The sequence below is a fragment of the uncultured Dubosiella sp. genome (genome assembly GCF_964018005.1).
GTDB lineage: Bacteria > Bacillota_I > Bacilli_A > Erysipelotrichales > Erysipelotrichaceae > Dubosiella > Dubosiella muris.
Genome location: NZ_CAXHOA010000015.1, coordinates 47,036 through 63,874 on the forward strand (window position 1 = coordinate 47,036; position 16,839 = coordinate 63,874).

Annotated in this window: 17 protein-coding genes and 1 tRNA gene; 13 read left to right on the plus strand and 5 right to left on the minus strand. The window is 51.5% G+C overall.

Going from position 1 to position 16,839, the window contains the following annotated elements:
• The first annotated feature begins 34 nt into the window (after positions 1–34).
• Positions 35–1,099 carry a hypothetical protein gene (locus ABNS49_RS10565; protein WP_135979390.1) on the plus strand — a complete coding sequence of 355 codons (1,065 nt, stop codon included), beginning with the start codon at positions 35–37 and terminating at the stop codon, positions 1,097–1,099.
• On the opposite strand, the gene ABNS49_RS10570 is transcribed toward ABNS49_RS10565, so the two are convergent.
• Positions 1,096–1,557 carry an HD domain-containing protein gene (locus ABNS49_RS10570; protein WP_135979389.1) on the minus strand — a complete coding sequence of 154 codons (462 nt, stop codon included), beginning with the start codon at positions 1,555–1,557 and terminating at the stop codon, positions 1,096–1,098. The two genes, ABNS49_RS10565 and ABNS49_RS10570, sit on opposite strands and share 4 nt — an antisense overlap.
• A gap of 85 nt (positions 1,558–1,642) precedes the next feature.
• Positions 1,643–1,855: a cold shock domain-containing protein gene (locus ABNS49_RS10575; protein ID WP_135979388.1), complete on the minus strand. Its 213-nt coding sequence runs from the start codon at positions 1,853–1,855 to the stop codon at positions 1,643–1,645.
• Positions 1,856–2,160: 305 nt separating this feature from the next.
• Between ABNS49_RS10575 and ABNS49_RS10580 the strand changes: the two genes are divergently transcribed.
• The 6 genes from ABNS49_RS10580 to ABNS49_RS10605 all read left to right on the plus strand — a co-directional run bounded on the left by ABNS49_RS10580 (position 2,161) and on the right by ABNS49_RS10605 (position 7,353).
• Positions 2,161–3,603: a leucine-rich repeat domain-containing protein gene (locus ABNS49_RS10580; RefSeq protein ID WP_135979387.1), complete on the plus strand. Its 1,443-nt coding sequence runs from the start codon at positions 2,161–2,163 to the stop codon at positions 3,601–3,603.
• Positions 3,604–3,690: 87 nt separating this feature from the next.
• Positions 3,691–3,855 (plus strand): hypothetical protein, encoded by a 165-nt coding sequence (locus ABNS49_RS10585; RefSeq protein ID WP_168353511.1) that lies wholly within the window; start codon positions 3,691–3,693, stop codon positions 3,853–3,855.
• Positions 3,852–5,450 (plus strand): lipopolysaccharide core heptose(II) kinase RfaY, encoded by a 1,599-nt coding sequence (locus ABNS49_RS10590; RefSeq protein ID WP_288342917.1) that lies wholly within the window; start codon positions 3,852–3,854, stop codon positions 5,448–5,450. The genes ABNS49_RS10585 and ABNS49_RS10590 overlap by 4 nt, the downstream gene beginning before the upstream one ends.
• Positions 5,451–5,459: 9 nt before the next feature.
• A complete protein-coding gene (gene lspA, locus ABNS49_RS10595) occupies positions 5,460–5,960 on the plus strand; it encodes a signal peptidase II (protein ID WP_135979385.1) in 501 nt (166 codons plus the stop codon).
• On the plus strand, positions 5,939–6,856 hold the full coding sequence (locus tag ABNS49_RS10600; RefSeq protein ID WP_135979384.1) for an RluA family pseudouridine synthase: 918 nt from the start codon (positions 5,939–5,941) through the stop codon (positions 6,854–6,856). Before lspA ends, ABNS49_RS10600 begins: the two co-directional genes overlap by 22 nt.
• Positions 6,853–7,353 carry a dCMP deaminase family protein gene (locus ABNS49_RS10605; protein ID WP_135979383.1) on the plus strand — a complete coding sequence of 167 codons (501 nt, stop codon included), beginning with the start codon at positions 6,853–6,855 and terminating at the stop codon, positions 7,351–7,353. Before ABNS49_RS10600 ends, ABNS49_RS10605 begins: the two co-directional genes overlap by 4 nt.
• On the opposite strand, the gene rnhC is transcribed toward ABNS49_RS10605, so the two are convergent.
• On the minus strand, positions 7,343–8,197 hold the full coding sequence (rnhC, locus tag ABNS49_RS10610; protein WP_135979382.1) for a ribonuclease HIII: 855 nt from the start codon (positions 8,195–8,197) through the stop codon (positions 7,343–7,345). The two genes, ABNS49_RS10605 and rnhC, sit on opposite strands and share 11 nt — an antisense overlap.
• A gap of 63 nt (positions 8,198–8,260) precedes the next feature.
• Here rnhC and ABNS49_RS10615 point away from each other — a divergent pair, with 63 nt between their 5' ends.
• The 5 genes from ABNS49_RS10615 to ABNS49_RS10635 are packed head-to-tail and all read left to right on the plus strand — an operon-like array spanning position 8,261 to position 14,368.
• A complete protein-coding gene (locus tag ABNS49_RS10615) occupies positions 8,261–8,689 on the plus strand; it encodes a CvpA family protein (RefSeq protein WP_135979381.1) in 429 nt (142 codons plus the stop codon).
• Positions 8,664–10,985 carry a Smr/MutS family protein gene (locus tag ABNS49_RS10620; protein ID WP_135979380.1) on the plus strand — a complete coding sequence of 774 codons (2,322 nt, stop codon included), beginning with the start codon at positions 8,664–8,666 and terminating at the stop codon, positions 10,983–10,985. The genes ABNS49_RS10615 and ABNS49_RS10620 overlap by 26 nt, the downstream gene beginning before the upstream one ends.
• A gap of 15 nt (positions 10,986–11,000) precedes the next feature.
• Complete coding sequence (gene uvrC, locus ABNS49_RS10625) at positions 11,001–12,761, plus strand: excinuclease ABC subunit UvrC (protein ID WP_135979379.1); 1,761 nt, start codon at positions 11,001–11,003, stop codon at positions 12,759–12,761.
• A gap of 18 nt (positions 12,762–12,779) precedes the next feature.
• On the plus strand, positions 12,780–13,829 hold the full coding sequence (locus ABNS49_RS10630; RefSeq protein WP_277820735.1) for a M15 family metallopeptidase: 1,050 nt from the start codon (positions 12,780–12,782) through the stop codon (positions 13,827–13,829).
• Positions 13,829–14,368: a metallophosphoesterase gene (locus ABNS49_RS10635; RefSeq protein ID WP_135979378.1), complete on the plus strand. Its 540-nt coding sequence runs from the start codon at positions 13,829–13,831 to the stop codon at positions 14,366–14,368. The genes ABNS49_RS10630 and ABNS49_RS10635 overlap by 1 nt, the downstream gene beginning before the upstream one ends.
• Before the next feature lie 52 nt (positions 14,369–14,420).
• Here the strand turns inward: ABNS49_RS10635 and ABNS49_RS10640 are convergent, their stop codons facing one another.
• Together ABNS49_RS10640 and ABNS49_RS10645 are read right to left on the minus strand one after the other, a co-directional pair.
• The gene (locus ABNS49_RS10640) at positions 14,421–15,791 is read right to left on the minus strand and encodes an MATE family efflux transporter (RefSeq protein ID WP_135979377.1); all 1,371 of its coding nucleotides are present in this window, start codon (positions 15,789–15,791) and stop codon (positions 14,421–14,423) included.
• On the minus strand, positions 15,770–16,561 hold the full coding sequence (locus ABNS49_RS10645; protein ID WP_168353510.1) for an InlB B-repeat-containing protein: 792 nt from the start codon (positions 16,559–16,561) through the stop codon (positions 15,770–15,772). The genes ABNS49_RS10640 and ABNS49_RS10645 overlap by 22 nt, the downstream gene beginning before the upstream one ends.
• A 59-nt stretch (positions 16,562–16,620) precedes the next feature.
• Here ABNS49_RS10645 and ABNS49_RS10650 point away from each other — a divergent pair.
• A tRNA-Arg gene (locus tag ABNS49_RS10650) sits at positions 16,621–16,697 on the plus strand.
• Positions 16,698–16,839 lie beyond the last annotated feature (142 nt).

Here is a 16,839-nt window from a genome sequence, read left to right on the forward strand (position 1 = left end):
TGAGATAATCAAAAAAAGAAACTGGAGAACAAGTATGAGTGTGATCACAAATATTCGAAAATTCTGGGAGCGGTTCGAAGACGAGCAATCCAATCTCGAACAGGCGCTCAAAGATAAAAATTATGAACGGATCAATGAAATCGTGGGAGGACTGAACGAGGAAGTCAACGCGATTAGCGGATGCAGTTTTTTCGTCGAGGACGTCAGCGAGGACTTTGAGATGACGATCGACCCCGGTCCCAACAAAACAAGCCAGTACATCGCCCAGCGCATCAAAATGATGGCGCCGGACAACGTCAAAGCGTCATGGCGCATTAACGCGGTTTTGCAGCCACTCTCGCAAAAGGCGATCGAGGCGGCCGTGCAAATCAAGGACGAAACGTACACCCTCGTCGATTTTCTGGTGTTTTACGAAGTCCATCCGGAAACGCAAACGTTTAGCACCCGGGTGTACTGCCCGGGCTACCAGCTCATTGAAAACGACGAGTACACAAAAGAAATGAGCATGTATTTGCTGGAGCTGGCGATTGGGCAGACGGATTACGAAGCGTACATTGACCGCGTGGAGCCGCTGACGGCACCGGAAGATTCGAAAAACTTCTGCAACCTCGTCGATTTTTACAACTTGATCGCGCAAACCGTTGAAAAGGACCATTGGAAAGAGTACGACTCGCCTCTTGATATTTACTCGATTTACGAGCCTAATCAGGATTTTGCCCACGACGCGCTGCGCAAGGATATGAAAATCATCTTTACCACCCATCCGATGCTTGTGGAAGAAACGCTGGGCGAAAAAAACGACGTCCTGCTCGACTTGAAAGCCAAAGAAGGCGAGTACGGATACATGTATTACGCCAATCCTTTCGCGGGAAAGGACAACGCGCTGTTTCGGCAGGAACTTTCCAAACAGCTGGACGCTTCGATGTCCAAGCTCAATTTAGGCAAGGTCATTGGCGGCGCGATGGGAAAAAGCTTTTCCTACATCGACTGGATCGTGTTTGATCCGGAAGGGTTCGAAAAGGCGTTCGCGCAAATCAAAAAGCAGCTCGACCCGAAAGTCGAACTGCATTATGTCACGTTTCATGAATTTATGAATTAGTTTAAATCAGCGCATGCATTGAGCAGGCGCTCTTTTTTCGCGCCGGAAAACGTCTGGTAGGGATCCTCCAGAAAACGGGCGAGCACGTCGGCGTCCTTGAGCAGCTCGCACATCGGCGAGTCAATATGGTTTTTGTAGGAATGCTGGCCGATCATATAGCCGATTTCGTCGATTTCGCGCATCTTGAACAAGCCGGACTGCTCCAAATACTGGTGGGCGTACAGCGAAGACAGCCGGGCGTGGTCTTTGTGGGGGCAGTTTTGGGCGTACTGGGCGAAATCGTGCAGCAGCGCCGCGATCTTCGCCAGCTCGACGGGCAGGTTCCGGGATATGGCGAGCAGGGTAATGCAGTTGTCGACACTGTTCGTATGCAGAAAAGCCGCGGTGCGTAAAAGCTCGTTGTTTATTTTGTGATACGTGCCGTAAACGTGGTCTTTGACTTTGTTGTAACGTTCCATCCTTGTTCTCTTCTCCTTCTGATAAGAAAAAGCGCATGAAGTGAATCCATGCGCCTGTTGACTGCTGATATTGATCGTTCGTCGCTTACGCAGTCGTGCTAACTACAGTGACCTTGCTGGCCTGCTGTCCGCGGTTGCTTTCAACCACGTCGTAAGTAACGGTCTGACCTTCTTCGAGAGTTTTGTATCCATCCGCGTTGATCGAAGAGTAATGAACGAAAATGTCTTTTCCGTCTTCGCCGGTAATGAATCCATACCCTTTTTCAGCATTAAACCATTTTACTTTACCTGTGTTCATAGTATAACCCCCTGGACGTGCCTCGATCGGTCCGCAAAGCAGGCGCGGCACGTCAACAATACCGACTGCTTTTTTGGATGATAAGGCTATCCCTATGTTAATTATACGTTTTCTATAACATAGAGTCAAACAAATTTTAAAAATCGTTGGAGAAATGTTATAGGTGGAAAAACACAATCAGACGCTAATAACAAGAAAAGTATAGCATAAATTCGAAAAAACCAACATCGCATGACATAAGAATGCAATCGCCAAAAAAAAGCTTTATAATAGAAGCAACAAACAATACAGGAGGTATATTTTTTATGTTCATCAAAGATGAAGCCCTGCGTGATGCCGTGGCGCGCAATCTTCGAACGACACCGGAAGAGCTCACCCCCGAAATGATGACCGGGCTCATTCATCTGGAAGTTCCGGATATGGAAATCAAATCGCTGGAAGGTTTGGAATACGCGGAAAACCTGGAATATCTGGATGCGTCGGGAAACTCGATTCAGTCGCTTGAGCCGATACGCGATCTTCGCAACGTGCTGACGCTCGACGTGTCGAGCAACCAGCTGCGGGACATTCAGGCGCTGCACGGGTTCCGCCAGCTGAAAAAACTCAACATTTCCAGAAATAATTTGTACACGATGGATATTTCGAGCATCGCGGGAATGCTGCACCTGGAAGTGCTTGACCTGAAACGGGCCAAGATCGACTCGCTCGAATACATCATCCACTGCAAAAAGCTGCAGCAGCTCAATATCAACACCGAAAACGGACCATTCAACTATTCTTTGCTGGGAACGCTGAAAGACTTGAAAAAGCTGGACATGTCCGGAATGCGCCGTTTCAACATTGACGATTTAACGTATTTGTCCCATTTGGAAAGCTTGAATCTGGCGACGAATTTAATGAGCGATATTTCCCCGCTGCTGGCGATGAAAGACCTGAAGGAGCTCAATGTGTCGAATTGTCCGTACTTAAAAGACTATACGATTCTCGAGCAGTTCCCTTCGCTGCGCAAGCTGAACATGAACTACAATACGCCGGACAGCTTTGATTTCTTGAAAAACCTGCCAAAGATGGAGGAGCTGTCCATGGAGCAAACCGGATTCCACGATTTGCCGCTGCTCAACCACATGAAGAAGCTATGCGCCCTGAACGTGTCGAAAAACGATTTGCACGACGTCGACAAGTTTTACAACGTGAAAAATCTGGAAACCCTGAAAGCCGAGTTTTGCCAGCTGACGAACATCGACTTTCTCAAAGACGCGCACAAACTGGAAAGCCTGGATTTGTTCACGAACCGGATCACGGACATCGAAGTGCTCAAGCACGATAAAAACATCGTCGAACTCAACATTGGACGCAATCAGGTCCGCGACATCGAGTGTTTGAAAGATATGAAAAATCTGGCGATCCTGTCGCTGGAAAACAACGACGTGCACGACATCTCGCCATTGAAGGACCTGGAGAATTTGTGCATCATCGACCTCTACAACAATGTGATCCGCGACTTGAAGCCGCTGAAGCATCTCGAATACGTATCGTATTTGCGTCTGGACCACAACGCCATTACCGATTTGACGCCGCTGGCCGACTTGAAGTACTTGCGCTCGCTGACTTTGAAAGCCAACTACATCACCGACGTGTCGCCGCTCAAGGATTTGAAGCTGCTGGAGGCTCTTCGTCTGGACGACAATCCAATCGCGGACACATCCGTGCTGGAAAGTATGGAATTTTACGATAAATTTACCGATTAAACCTCGATGAATCGAGGTTTTTTCCTATGGGAGGCAAACACAGGTTTGTGGTGGCGAAAAAAGCGAAAGAAGTGGTACAATAAGTCCATGTGTAAAGGAAATAAAACAACGATAGAAACCATTTTAAAAAAACAAATCGCGATTACGCGCGAGCTCGTGGACGCGTCCGGACGGATCCTGCGCATCGCGCTGGAAAAGGAATCCTCCCTCAACCAGCCGCTCCACCGAACGATCAAGGATGAAGAACAATGAGCTCGTCCAAAAACCAAGGGTCGAGCTGGAAACGCTTCAAGCAAATCGTTTCCATTTTGCGCAAGCATCACATCCAAAAGGGAATGGATCCGGTGAAGCTTCGGCTGATTTTAGAGGATCTTGGGCCGACGTATGTCAAAATCGGACAAATCATGTCCACCCGGCAAGACGTATTTTCCCAACGGTATTGCGAGGAACTCGTAAAGCTGCGCTCCAGCGTCACGCCGCTTCCGTACGAAACGATTTTGGAAGTGCTGGAATCCCAGTACCGCCAGGCGCCAAGCGAGATTTTCGAAACGATTGACGAGGTTCCGCTCGGCTCGGCTTCCATCGCGCAAGTGCACGCCGCGACGCTGAAAGACGGACGAAAAGTCGTGATCAAAGTCCAAAGGCCGGGGATTTACAAGGAAATGGAGGAAGACGTCGAACTCATTCGCAAAGCGGTCAAAATCCTGAATTTGTCGGAAACGCTGACTTCGATTGTCGACATGGACACGGTCGTAGACGAGTTTTGGACAACCGCCCAGCAGGAGATGGATTTTCGGCATGAAGCCGCCAGCGCCAAACGGTTTAAAGAAATGTACGCGGATGTGCAATACATTGGCGCACCAACGATTGTCGACGCCTATACGACAAGCCACGTTCTCGTCATGGAGTACATTGGCGGCATTGAAATCGACGACATCGTGACGTTGGATAAAGAAGGGTACGCGCGTTCCGAGATTTGCGAAAAGCTGGCGTACAACTACGTCAACCAAATCATTGATGTGGGCTTTTTCCACGCGGATCCGCACGCCGGCAACTTGCGGATCGACGAAGGAAAAATCGTCTGGATCGACTTCGGCATGATGGGAGAACTCACGCCCCGGGACCGCGACTTGATGAAGCAGGGCGTCCGCTCGCTCGTCAACCGGGACAGCGCGCTGCTTGTCGAAACGATTTTGACGCTGGGAACATCCAAGAAGGAAATCGACCACGCCAAATTCACCGTGGAAATGGACCGGTTCATGAATAAGTACATCAATATGTCGCTGTCGGACATCAATTTGCCGCAAATGGTGCAGGAAATGTTCGCCATTTGCCATCAATACGCCATTATGCTGCCCAAAGGCATTTCCATGCTGGCGCGCTCCTTGATCACGATTGAAGGAACGATGCGCGTGCTGGATCCAAAAACGAACATCATGCAAGTGCTGTCGTCGTATGAAATGGAACTGCTGAATATCAACTGGAACCGGAAGCTGAAATCCATGCTCGTCAAAGCGGTGGAGGCCGGGGAGGATTCCATCGAGCTGCCGATTCACGCGAAACACTTGATGGAGGCGCTTCAAAAGGGCCAGCTGAAAGTCAATTTGAATTTACTCGGATCCGAAGTGCCGCTGGCCAATTTGGATCGAATGATCAACCGAATCGTCGTTTGTATTTTGATTGCCTCGCTTTTGCTGGGGTCCAGCGTCATTTGCACGACGAATATGCATCCAAAGCTGCTAGGCATTCCGCTGCTGGGCGTTTTTGGATTTCTGATCGCGTTTGGAATGAGTCTGTGGCTGTTCGTGAAGATGTTGTTCCTGCATCAGAAAAACAAACCATTTTAGGAGGAATTTATGAAGGAACATACAAAGGCTTCGCTCGCGTCCGGCATTTTGCTTGTCGTGCTCGTCGCGCTGGATCAGTGCACGAAATTCGCGATCGCGAGCCGCATGAAGCTGCACGAGTCGATTGAGGTGATTAAGAACTTTTTTTATATTACCTACGTGCAAAACACGGGCGCGGGCTTCAGCATTTTCGAAGGCTATGGAAAACCGTTTTTCGCGGTTTTGACCATCGCCGCCCTGGTGGCGATCGCCTATTATTTTTATCACACCAAGGATCGCAAGATCCAGTTTTGCCTGACTGTCATTTTCGCGGGCGCCGTCGGCAACTTTATCGACCGGATGGCGCTGGGCTATGTCGTGGATTTTTTCAGCTTTTATTTTTTCGGCTGGGGATTTCCCGTGTTCAATATCGCGGATATTTGCATTAGCGTAGGCTTCGCGATGCTGGTGATCGTCTATCTTGTCGATGAGTATAAGGAGCAGAAATCATGGAAGAACAAACAATTTTAGTGGAAGAAAAAGGCGTGGACGAGCGGCTGGACAAGGCGCTTTGCTCATTGCTCGATATTTCCCGCAAACGGGCGCGTGATTTGCTTGACGGCGAAGCCGTACGCGTGAACGGGGTTTTGGAAAAAGCGTCCTATAAAGTAAAAGCCGGGGATCAAATTACGGTTTCGGGCGCCCCGATGGAAGAAACCGAAGTCAAACCCGAGGATATTCCGCTGGATATCGTGTACGAGGACGAAGACGTTCTTGTCATCAACAAGCCAAGGGGCATGGTGGTGCATCCCGCGCCCGGCCATTATTCGGGTACGCTGGTCAACGCGCTGATGTTCCACTGCAAAGATTTAAGCGGGATCAACGGCGTCATGCGTCCTGGCATCGTGCACCGCATCGACAAAGATACGAGCGGCTTGCTTGTCGTCTGTAAAAACGACTTGGCGCACGCCTCGCTTTCGGAACAGCTCGCTTCCAAGACGGCGCACCGGCAATACAAAGCCATTGTCCATCATCCGTTTTCCCACACGTTTGGAACGGTGAACGCGCCCATCGGACGGGACGAGCGCAACCGTCAAAACATGACGGTGACCGCGAAAAACTCGAAAGAGGCCATCACGCATTTCGAGGTACTCGAAAACTTTAAAAACTACGCCTACATCCAATGCACGCTGGAAACCGGCCGGACGCATCAAATCCGCGTCCACATGCAGTATATCGACCATCCAATCGTTGGCGATCCCAAATACGGGCCGCGCAAAACGTTAAAAACCGATGGACAGCTGCTGCACGCGTACGCATTGGAATTCATCCATCCACGTACAGGTGAAAAAATGCGGTTCGAAGCCGAAGAGCCGCCTATTTTCAAAGAAGTGCTCCACAAGCTGGAAAGCGGGGAAATCGAATGAAACGCGACGATGTGTTGAGCTGGGACCAGTATTTCATGGCGGTCGCCCACTTGAGCGCGTTACGCAGCAAAGATCCAAACACGCGGGTCGGCGCCTGCATCGTCAATCCGGAAAAACGGATCGTCGGCCTAGGTTACAACGGATTCCCGATGGGGTGCGACGACGACGTGTATTCCTGGGAGCGGGAAGGCGAATATTTGGACACGAAGTATCCGTACGTCGTGCATGCCGAGTTGAACGCGATTCTCAACAGCATCCAAAATTTAAAAGGATGCACGCTGTATGTGTCGCTGTTTCCGTGCAACGAGTGCGCCAAGGCGATCATCCAGTCGGGAATCTCGAAAGTCGTGTACGAAGACGACAAGTACGACGGCACACCCAACAACGTCGCAAGCAAGAAAATGTTCAAAGATGCGCAAGTCGAGCTTGTCCGGCTGCCGTACGCCTTAAAGGTGAATGTGGAACCCGTCAAAAAAGATCAGGAAGTCAGCTCCTGATCTTTTCTGTGTTTTTAAAGTGCATTTTCGCGACTTCGCCAAGCTTTTCGAATCCATAGCGCTCCACGAAGCGGCGCCCGCATTGATCAACTTTCGGTCCCGCGCCTTTTTCAAAAGGAAAATCGTATTTCGCGGCCATTTTGTCAAAATAGTCCAAAAAAGCCGCGCGGGCAAGGACGCTCGCGCAAGCGACGGCGAGGTACTTGTTTTCAGCTTTTGTTTCGAACGTCAAGTTGCGCACCACGCGCGGCTGTCCTTCCAGGTGGCGGTAGTAAACCGCCGGCTTGGCGAACTGATCCACGACGCAAAGGGCGGGAAGCTCGTGGCCTTTGTCCATTAAGTTCAAGTACGCCTGATTGTGCAGCAGGCTTTTGATGGCGTTCATGTTGTGGCGCGCGTGAATGGCGTTGTATTTCGGATTGCTGACGATCATCAGCGAATAAGGGCAAAGCGATTTTACCTCGGGCGCGATGGCGCGAATCCGGGTGTCGTCCATTTGCTTGGAATCCTGAATGCCTAGCGCCCGTAAACGTGGCGCGGCCTGGGCGCTGACAATGCAGGCGGCCACCACGACAGGGCCGAAATAGTCGCCGGTTCCGACTTCGTCGCTTCCCGCCTGCGGAAAGGTTTCCTCGTCGCGGGAGGATTCGGATGGTTCCAGAAACGACACATCCTGTCCCTGGTAAACGACCTTGCCGGATTGGTAGGCGGTAATGGTCAAAGACGGGAGTTTCATTTGAAAGTAAGTATACGGGGGGCGGGTGACGGAAAGAGCCTGGGGCTCGATTCGCTCGCGCAGCGCTTCGATTTGCGCTTTGGTCATCGTTTTTGTGATAGAAGGCATGACCATAGTATACACTATCCCGGAAAACTTTACAGACTATGATGAAATGATTAGAATGGATGTATGTCCATACATGAAATTGATTTGGCGCTGCTTGTGTTTGGGGCGGCAGTCTTGATCGGGGCGTGGCGCAAAGGGTTTATTCGGCCGTTGTGCGATGTCATCTGCCTGCTTTTGTCGCTGGCGCTCACCGGATATTTTGTCGTTCGTGGAACGATTGCTTTTCAGGCTTCTTTTATTGTTTTTTGTTTGATTCGTCTCGCGCTCGCGATGGTGCAGGCGCTGCTTCTGCCGCGGCGGCAAGGGATCCTTTCGCTTTTTGACCGGATCCTTGGCGTTTTGCTGGGGCTGGTGCGAATTTATATCGTTTACGCGCTCGTTTTTTACGCGCTTTCTTTTTTTTCAGTTGGCACGATCCAGCCAGAGTCTTCGATCGTGTATCCATATTTCAAGGAGGTAGAAACATATGTCCGACAAGCGATCGGGGTTTAAAAAACAAATGGATCGGTCCATCGACTACGCGGCCGTTTTGGAGCAAATTGCCGGATATGCGGCGTTTTCGCGTTCCGTGGCGATGATCCGAAACGCCATGCCGCTCGAAACCGTCCAGCTCGCCCGGGAGCAGCTGGACTTTGTCCAGGAAGGAATGGAATACGTCCGGCTCGGGAAGGATCTTTCCATGGGTGGTGTCACGGATATCGAGCCATTTCTTGACTCGGCATCGAAATCCATCGTTTTACTGCCTGGCGAGCTCAACGCCATCGCGCTTTTCTTGTCCGCCGTCCGCCGGGCCGTCCAGGCGTTTGAGGAAGAGCGGGAGCCAAGGCTTGCCGAGTACGCGGCGACCATGGATCCTTGCGACAAGCTTCGAAAGAAAATCGAGGCGATGATTGACCTGGGCGGCGACATCAAGGAAGATGCCACGCCGACGCTGTATGGCCGGACGCAGGCGCTGCGTCAGGCGAAAGCGGATTTAAGCGTGTTCGCCCGCGGCTATACGAAGCAGCACGCGACGCGGCTCATGGACACGACGACGACCACGATCCAGGGCCGCCTTTGCGTGCTGGCGAAGACGCCGGAAAAAAACAGCTTTGGCGGCATGATCCATGGCACGAGTCAAAGCGGGATGGCCACGTATGTGGAACCGCGCGAGTTCGTGGTGCGCAACAACAAGATCCAGTCGCTCGCCTTGGAAATCGAAGAGGAAAAACGCCGGATCTGCCGGGAGTTGACCGCGCAAGTGGCGGCCAGCGCGCTCGCGCTTGGAAGCGATTTGGAAACGATGACGTTTTTAGACACCGTGATGGCGCGCGCCAAATGGGCGAACCGGTACGACGGGTGCGTTCCAAAGTTCCAAACCCGGGATCATTCGTTTCGTTTCGCGCATGCCCGCCATCCACTGATTGACGAGCAAAAAGTCGTCGCCAACACGTACGCCAGTCAAAAAGACCAGTTTTGCTTAATGATTTCAGGCCCGAATATGGGCGGAAAGACCGTCACGCTAAAGACGATCGGCTTGTTTGTCGTGCTCGCGCACGCCGGCTTTCCGGTTTTGGCGCACGACGCGATGCTGCCGTGGTACACGTCGATGTGGTTTGACATCGGTGACGACCAGTCGATTGAAAACAACTTGTCTACTTTTTCGTCCCATATGTCCAAAATCGCCCGGATTTGCCAGGCGGCCAACGAGCATACGTTTATTTTGCTGGATGAAATCGGCAATGGAACCGATCCGCTGGAAGGCGCGAGTCTGGCTTCCGCGATTTTAGCGTATTTGATTGACTGCCAGTCGACCATTGTGACGTCGACGCATTACGATCAGGTGAAGGAGTTTGGCAAGGCCGATTTGCACACGCTTGTTTCCAGCGTGGAATTCGACGTGGAAACGCTGCGGCCGACGTACCGGTACTTGCCGGGCATTTCGGGCGGATCATTCGCGTTCGCGATCGCTTCGCAGCTTCAGCTGGAGCCGGCGATCATCGCGCATGCCCGGACGCTGAAAGAGGAAAACATGAAGGAGTCGCAAAAGGCGCTGGAGCGGCTGGAAATCGAGCAAAAGGAAGTCATGAAAAAACAAGAGCGTTTCGACGTCCTCATTCAAAACGCGCATCGCATTCAAAAAGAAGCGGAAGCCGAAAAACAAAAATGGATCGGCAAGCGCGAAACGCTGGAAGCGGAGTACGAACACGAGCTGGAGGCGATGCTGGACGAGAAGCGCGAGGAAGCCAGAGCCATTTTGGCGAAAATGAAAAACCATCCCGAAGTCAAGGTGCATGAACAAATCGAGTCGCTGCACGCGATCAACGATCTCGCGCCCGAACAAAAAGAGGAAAAAGCCGCGAAAGAAACGTTTGCGGTCGGCGACTATGTCCACATTGATTCGCTGAACGCCCATGGCGAAATTCTCGAGATTCGCAAAAAACAAGCCACGGTGCTGACCAACGGAATGAAAGTCAACGTCAAAACGAACGTGTTGACGAAAATGAAGCGTCCCAACGTGCCGAAAACGGCGCCCAAGCCAAGGCTGGAGCGCGTCACGAAGCGGTTTCCGCTGGAATTGAACTTGATTGGCATGCGGGTCGAGGAAGGGCTGAACGCGCTGGACCGGTATTTGGACCAGGCCATCGTCCACAAAGCGATTAGCGTGCGCATCATTCACGGCATGGGGACGGGAAAGCTTCGAAAGGCCGTTTGGGACGATTTACGCAAGCGCAACACCGTGAAGTCGTTTGAATCGGCCGGCCCAAACGAAGGCGGCCTGGGCGCGACTATCGTGACGTTGAAATAAAAGAAAAGAGGAGTTATGGCGGTTTCAAAACATTTGCAGGATAAATTGTCTTTGCTGCCGGAACAACCCGGCTGTTACATCATGAAAGACGAGAAGGGGAAGATTTTGTATGTGGGCAAGGCGAAAGTTCTGAAAAACCGGGTGCGTTCGTATTTTACGGGGGTCCACAACAACAAAACCACCCGCCTGGTTTCCCATATCCGCGACTTTGAGTACATCGTGACGGGTTCGGAAAAAGAGGCGCTGCTACTGGAAATCAACTTGATCAAAAAGCATCGTCCTCCGTTCAATATCATGTTCATGGACGACAAAATGTATCCATACATCGAAGTAAGCGGCGATCAGGATTTTTCCGTGCGCATATCCCGAAAGCCGAATCATAAAAAATCCCGCTACTTTGGCCCGTATCCGAGTTCCAGCGCCGCCTATGAAATGGTGAAGCTCGTCAATCAAATTTTTCCGATTCGCAAATGCCGGACCCTTGGCAAGCAGGCTTGTTTGTATTACCACATGCATCAGTGCCTGGCGCCTTGCGTCAAAAAAACCGATCCGAAAGAGGTAGCCAAGATCCGCGCGGAAGTCATCCGGTTTTTAAAGGGCGATGTGGATGTTGTGCTGGACGATTTGCACCTTAAAATGCAAAACGCGGCCGAGGAGCTGCAATTCGAGCGCGCGAAGGAGCTGCGGGACCAGATCCAGCATATCGAGCACATCAAGGAAAAGCAGTCGATTGATTTTTCGGACCGGACGGCCCGCGACGTGTTTGGTTATTACGAAGACAAAGGCTATATTAGCTTTTACGGCTTCTTTATCCGCGACGGAAAACTGCTGGAGCGAACGCTTTCCATCACGCCGATTTACGAGGAAAAAGACGAGGCGTTTGTCAGCTTTATCGTGCAGTACTACGCCAACAACACCAAGCCCAAGGAAATTCTCGTTCCCAAAGGCACCGATGTGGAGGCGCTGGAGCACGCGCTCGATGTGAAGGTGAAAGTTCCTGAGCGCGGAGAGAAAAAGAAGCTGGTGGATCTCGTCATTCAAAACGCCAAGGAGGCGCACGATCAAAAATTCCAGCTCGTGTACAAAAAAGACAAAGAGCTCGACATGGCCATGCAGCATTTGTCCCGGATCGTCCAGCGCGAAGTCCACACGATTGAAAGCTTTGACAATTCGCATATCCAGGGCTCGAACAACGTGTCGGGCTTAGTCGTGTTCGAGGATGGCCGGCCGGACAAGGCACAGTATCGCCATTATCATTTGGATACGTACCGTTCCGATATCGACTCGATGAAAGAAGTCGTTTACCGGCGGTATTTCCGGCTGCTCAAAGACGGCAAGCCCATGCCGGATTTGCTGATTGTCGATGGCGGGGCGGCGCAAATCAACGCCGCCAAGTCGATTCGCGACGACTTGATGCTCGATTTTCCCATCGCGGGACTCGTAAAAGACGACCGGCACGCGACGAGGGCCTTGATGCTGGAAGACTTGAAGGAAGTGCCGCTGTCCAAGGAGGACCCGTTGTTTTTTATGCTTACCAGACTACAGGACGAAGTGCACCGGTTCGCGATCGAGTACCATCGCAAGCTGCGCAGCAAGTCGATGACAAAGTCGGTTTTGGACGAAGTGCCCGGCATTGGCGAAACACGCAAAAAAGAGCTGATGAAGACGTTCAAGTCGATGAAAAGCTTGCGGCAGGCGGATGTGGAGGCGCTCGCCCGGGTCGTGCCCGAAGATGTGGCACGTCGTTTGTTCGACCGATTGCATCCTTCGGAGTGATTCGTTATAATTTGACTTATGAAAGTGGATTCGAAAACACTCGGTTTAAGGCTGTTGCTGCTTGGCGTATGCGCCGGCGTGGCGATCACGTGTATGATCAAAATCAACGAGACGTACGATCCTCTGGCGCGCTATCCTTATGTGACCGAACAAAACAGACCTGTTATTTTGGCGCATTTGGATGCCAAGGAAATCGACTACATGATTACGCAGCAGCTGAAACCGGATCAATATCTTGAATTTATCAACGAGCCGGACTTTTCGATTTACAATACGCTGTTTTACGCGCGGGCGAAAAAAGCCCAGGACGCGCCGGCGGCGTATATTGTCAATTTCATTAACAAGTACCGCTCGAATTTTTCGCTGGACACGCTGACGCGGTACTTGTCGCACTATTCTTACGCCGATTTAACGTCGTTTTATGAAAACGAGCAGATTTTGCATGAAGATGTGCAGCTCGCGCCGGATCCGGCGTATCCATATTTGGTACTGAATGAAAACTTGTCGGTATACCGTTACGTCCCGGATGGGTTGAGCGATTTGGAAGGAACCTCGCTCAAGAGCGAAGCGGCGCAACGGTTGAAAGCCATGCTGGACGACTATAAAAAAATCGTGGGAGAAAATGAATCCCTCGGCTTGGAAAGCGGATACTTGAATTACGAGCAAGTGCTGGACCGGTATTTGCGGGCGACGCTCGTCTATGGCGAGTATGTCGACCGTTTCGCGTTGTCCGGCGGAGAGAACGAGCAGCAGCTCGGGTACACGGTGGCACTGACCGGCGCCCAACGCTGGGACACGCTTGTCGCCGAAAACAAAGCGTTTGTCGACTACGACTACACCAAGGTGGAGGAAGAGCTTGGCGAAGCTGAACTGGAAACGCAGGCCTGGTTGCGGGCCAACGCGTGGCGGTATGGATTTGTCGTTCGCTATCCGCAAGGAAAAGAAGAGGTGACAGGCCATTATTACCAACCGTATTTGCTTCGGTATGTCGGCCAAAAAACCGCCAAGGCGATGGTCGATGAAAACAAGACGATGGAGGAAATGGACTTCGAGGAGGAACTTCAGTAATGGATCAAAAAAAATACAAAGTGGTGGTCGTGTCCGACTCGCACGGCACATCGAATCTCGTGAGCGAGATTGAGCGCTGGAATCCGGACGCGGACCTGTATGTGCATTGCGGCGATTTGGAAGACAATCCGGCTTTGTTTGATAACTGGATCTTCGCCAGAGGAAACAACGATTTCTTTTCCGCGGGAAATATGAAGGAACAGCAAGTCATCCGGGTCGGGGAGCACCGGCTGCTTGTCGTGCATTCGCATCGTTGCTCTTATATGAACCGCGAGATGGATCTTGTGCGGATGGCGCAGGAAAACGATTGCGACATTGTTTGTTTCGGGCATACGCATTGTTCCATGATCAAGCGGGTTCATGGCGTGCTGCTTGTCAATCCGGGCTCGACGTGGTCGCCGCGCGATGGCAAGGAGCCAAGCTACGCCGTTTTGACGCTCGAAGGTCCGCAAGCCGAGGCCGAGCTTGTATTCGAGTCGCAATGGGTTGCGTCCAAGGAAAAGCCACCGGTTCAGAAAAAAAGATTTTTCCGTTTTTAAGCATTAAAAAGAGACAAACGTTTCAATTCGCGGTTTGTCTCTTTTTTTCGATTTAGTCGTTTTCTTTTTGCAGGTTGTCCAACTTGTGGAATTCCACCGCCAGCAAGACGATCGCCACGCCAAAACTGATCGTGTCCGCCACGGGCGCCGACCATAAAATGCCTTCCAGCCCGAAGGAGAGCGGCAAAAGGACGGCCAAAGGAATGAAAAGAATGACTTGTCGAATCATGGATAAGAACAAGCCTTTGAGCGGTTTGCCGATGGCCGAGAAAAACCCGGAAGAAATGATTTGGACGCCATTGACGCACGACAGTAGCAGGAACACTTTCATAAAATGCACCGCGAATTCCATATACAGCGCGTTCTCGGAGCCAAACAACGAAAGCACAGGATACGGGGCGAACTCGAACAACGTCCAGCCCAGGGCGCCGATGACCAGCGCGCTGGCGAGCGCGAGAAGCATCGTCTTTTTCACCCGCGTGTATTTTTTCGCGCCATAGTTGAAGCCGACAATCGGCTGAAGGCCTTGCGACAAGCCGATCATGAACGCGAACAGGATCGCGTTCACTTTCATGACGACGCCCGCGGCCGCCAGCGGAATTTCCGCTCCGTAGGGACTGAGCGCGCCATAGTGCACCATGGAGTTGTTCATGACGATTTGCACGAACAAAATCGCGATTTGATTCACGCTGCTGCTCACGCCAATCGAAAACGCCTCCAGCGTAGCTTGCCACGAGAACCGAATGTCTTTCGCTTTGATTTCGACGTGCTTGAATTTGGGGATATAGGCAAAGCATACAAAACACGAGATGATTTGCCCTAAAATCGTCGCCCACGCCGCGCCGGCCACGCCTTGATGGAATACGAAAATAAAAATCGGATCAAGGACGATGTTGATGATGGCGCCCACAACCATGCACACCATGGAGTAATTTGGCGAGCCATCCGAGCGAATCAGCGCGCTCATCGCGTTGGTGAAAATCAGGAACGGGAAGCCAAACGCGGTGATGTTTGTGTAGGCGACCGCGTACGGATACACTTCGCTGGTCGCGCCAAAAGCAAAAAGCAAGTCGTGGACGAAGAGCAAAATCAATCCCATGTACGCAAGACCGCAGGCAATCATCAAAAAGAGGGCGTTCCCGGTGATTTCCCGTACTTTTTCCGGCCTCTTTTGACCGAGATACAAAGAAAAGCGGGAAGAGGAACCAATTCCGATCAGCAGCGAGATCGCCAGGGAAATCGTCGTGAGCGGGAAGGCGACGTTGGTCGCGGCGTTCCCTAAATACCCGACGCCTTGTCCGATAAAAATCTGATCGACAATGTTATAAAGGGCGCTGACAAGCATCGAAATGACGCTGGGAACCGCAAAGCGGGCCAGCAGCTTGCCCAGGCGTTCATAACCTAGCGGATTTTGGGCGTGCATTCAAATTCCCTCTCTTTCTCATAGCGGGCGAACAATTCTTTGTCGCCAATCGAATTGTGCCGGATCCAGTCCAGCGCGTTGCCGCGGGCGTCAAACCAGCCTAAAAAGCGATATCCTTTTTTGCGGGCGGGCAGCAGCTCGATATCCAAGTCAAAATACGAGTACGATCTTGGATTCATTCGGCTGGCCAGCCCGCCATCCAAATGGTAGGTGATCCGAAACAATGTGATTTTCCATTTCGCGTACAACGTGATGGATTCGTTGAGCGGCATGTCGAAATCAAACGGAAACGTGAGCCGCTCGTCCAGGTACCATCCATCGAACGTGTATCCAAGCCGCATTGGCGGCCGGAACCGTTCAAGCAGGCCGCTGTCCGTTGTCGTTCGCTCGGCGATGCGCCCGCCGCCGTTGGTTTCAAAGCGCACGAGGCTTGGCTCGCAAAACATTGCCTCCAGTGTCAGCGGTTTGGTGATGTGGGGCGGCAAGTATTCGATTCGCTCGCCATCCAGACACCAGCCGATAAAACGCATCCCGCGCTTGCGGGCGGGAAACAGGCGCAGCAACCCGGTTTCCACCGTCACATAGCGAGGATTGCGACGGGAATTGATCCCGCCATGGCAGTCGTAATGGATCGGGTAGAGAATCGGGACCCACTTATCGTAAAGCGTGATCGCGCTTGGCAGTTTGCCGCCCGGATTGATTCGCTTCGTGCATTCGGGATCAATATACCAACCGATAAACCGATACCCATCTCGTTCTTCTTGATTCATCATCTTTCTCCTCTATTCCCATTGAAATTTCAATACTTATCGTTTATAATATCCGTGTTGTCCTTGTAGCTCAGTTGGATAGAGCATGCGCCTTCTAAGCGCACGGTCGGGGGTTCGAATCCCTCCAAGGACGCCATTTTTTTTTGAACGAATTAACTTTAACATAAAAACCGGAATCCGTCATGGGGACCGGGCAAAAGAAAAGAGCTTTGCGAAGCAATGTCATTTAGTTAAGAAATGGCTTAACCATCTGGAGATTAATTTCCAGATGGTTTTTT